Source organism: Streptomyces sp. UNOC14_S4, assembly GCF_020740835.1.
Lineage (GTDB): Bacteria > Actinomycetota > Actinomycetes > Streptomycetales > Streptomycetaceae > Streptomyces.
Window position 1 is genome coordinate 1 of the sequence record NZ_JAINFC010000994.1, and the last position, 881, is coordinate 881.

The following is an 881-nucleotide window of genomic DNA, read 5'->3' on the forward strand; positions in this document are numbered from 1 at the left end:
GTCCCGGGATTCACGGGAGTCGCGGGATTCACGGGAATTATGGGAATCGTGGGGTTCACGGGACTCGAACGCTTCGCGGGGATCGCGAGGGCCGTGCGGCGCGCGAGGGCCGTCGGAATCGGAGGAGGCGCCGGTGGCGGCATCCGGCTTGCTTGCCTTGGCTTGCTCGGCCTGGTCGTCGTGGTCGTTCTGGTCGTTCTGGTCGTCTTGGTCGTCCTGGCTGTCCGGCAAGGGGGTCGAGGGCGACGGAAGCGGTCGGCGTGGCTGCTTGGGCTTCCGGGGCTGAGGTGATGTCCGGGACTTCGGGCTGCCCGAGGCCTTTGGGGTGTCTTCTGGGGTGTCTGTTGCCTTTGGGGTGTCCGGGGAGGCGTCCCGCGCCTCGGAGCCCTCCGTGAGGAGCGAGGCCAGCGAGATCGCGGAGATCTCCGAATCCCCCGAACCTTCCGAATCCCCCGAGCCTTCTGAGCCCTTCGGCCCCTCTCCGCTCTCCGAACGCTCGACGTCCTCCGGGCTCTTCAGACCCTCCAGGCCCTCCACCGCAGCGGTACTCGTCGAGGACTCCGGGTCTGCCGGGGTGCAGGCCCGCGATGCGGTGTCGTCCGGCTGCTCGTCCTCCACGTCCGGGCCCGAAGGCGTCGGTGGTGCCTGGTGGCTCTTCCGCGCGTCGTCCTTCTGCGTGTTCCTCGGCGAGGGCTTCGAGGGCCAGAGGGGTTCCCGTGTCTGCGGGGGGCGTGGTGGAAGCGGGGCTTCCCACAGCTGCTCGGGATCGGGGGGCGGCGGTGTCTCCACTGCCGTCGTGAAGTCGGAGGGCGGGAGTGCCTCCCGCGCGCGGGGCACTTCTGCCTGCCGCGGATCCTGCCGTGGATCCTCCTGGGGCGGGG

The 881-nt window shown here is 70.3% G+C and carries 1 protein-coding gene; it reads right to left on the reverse strand.

All coding sequences use genetic code 11. The features are described from left to right. A partial coding sequence (locus K6I34_RS37540) for a hypothetical protein (RefSeq protein WP_229332482.1) occupies nt 1–618 on the reverse strand: 618 nt, incomplete at its 3' end. Nucleotides 619–881: the final 263 nt, after the last annotated feature.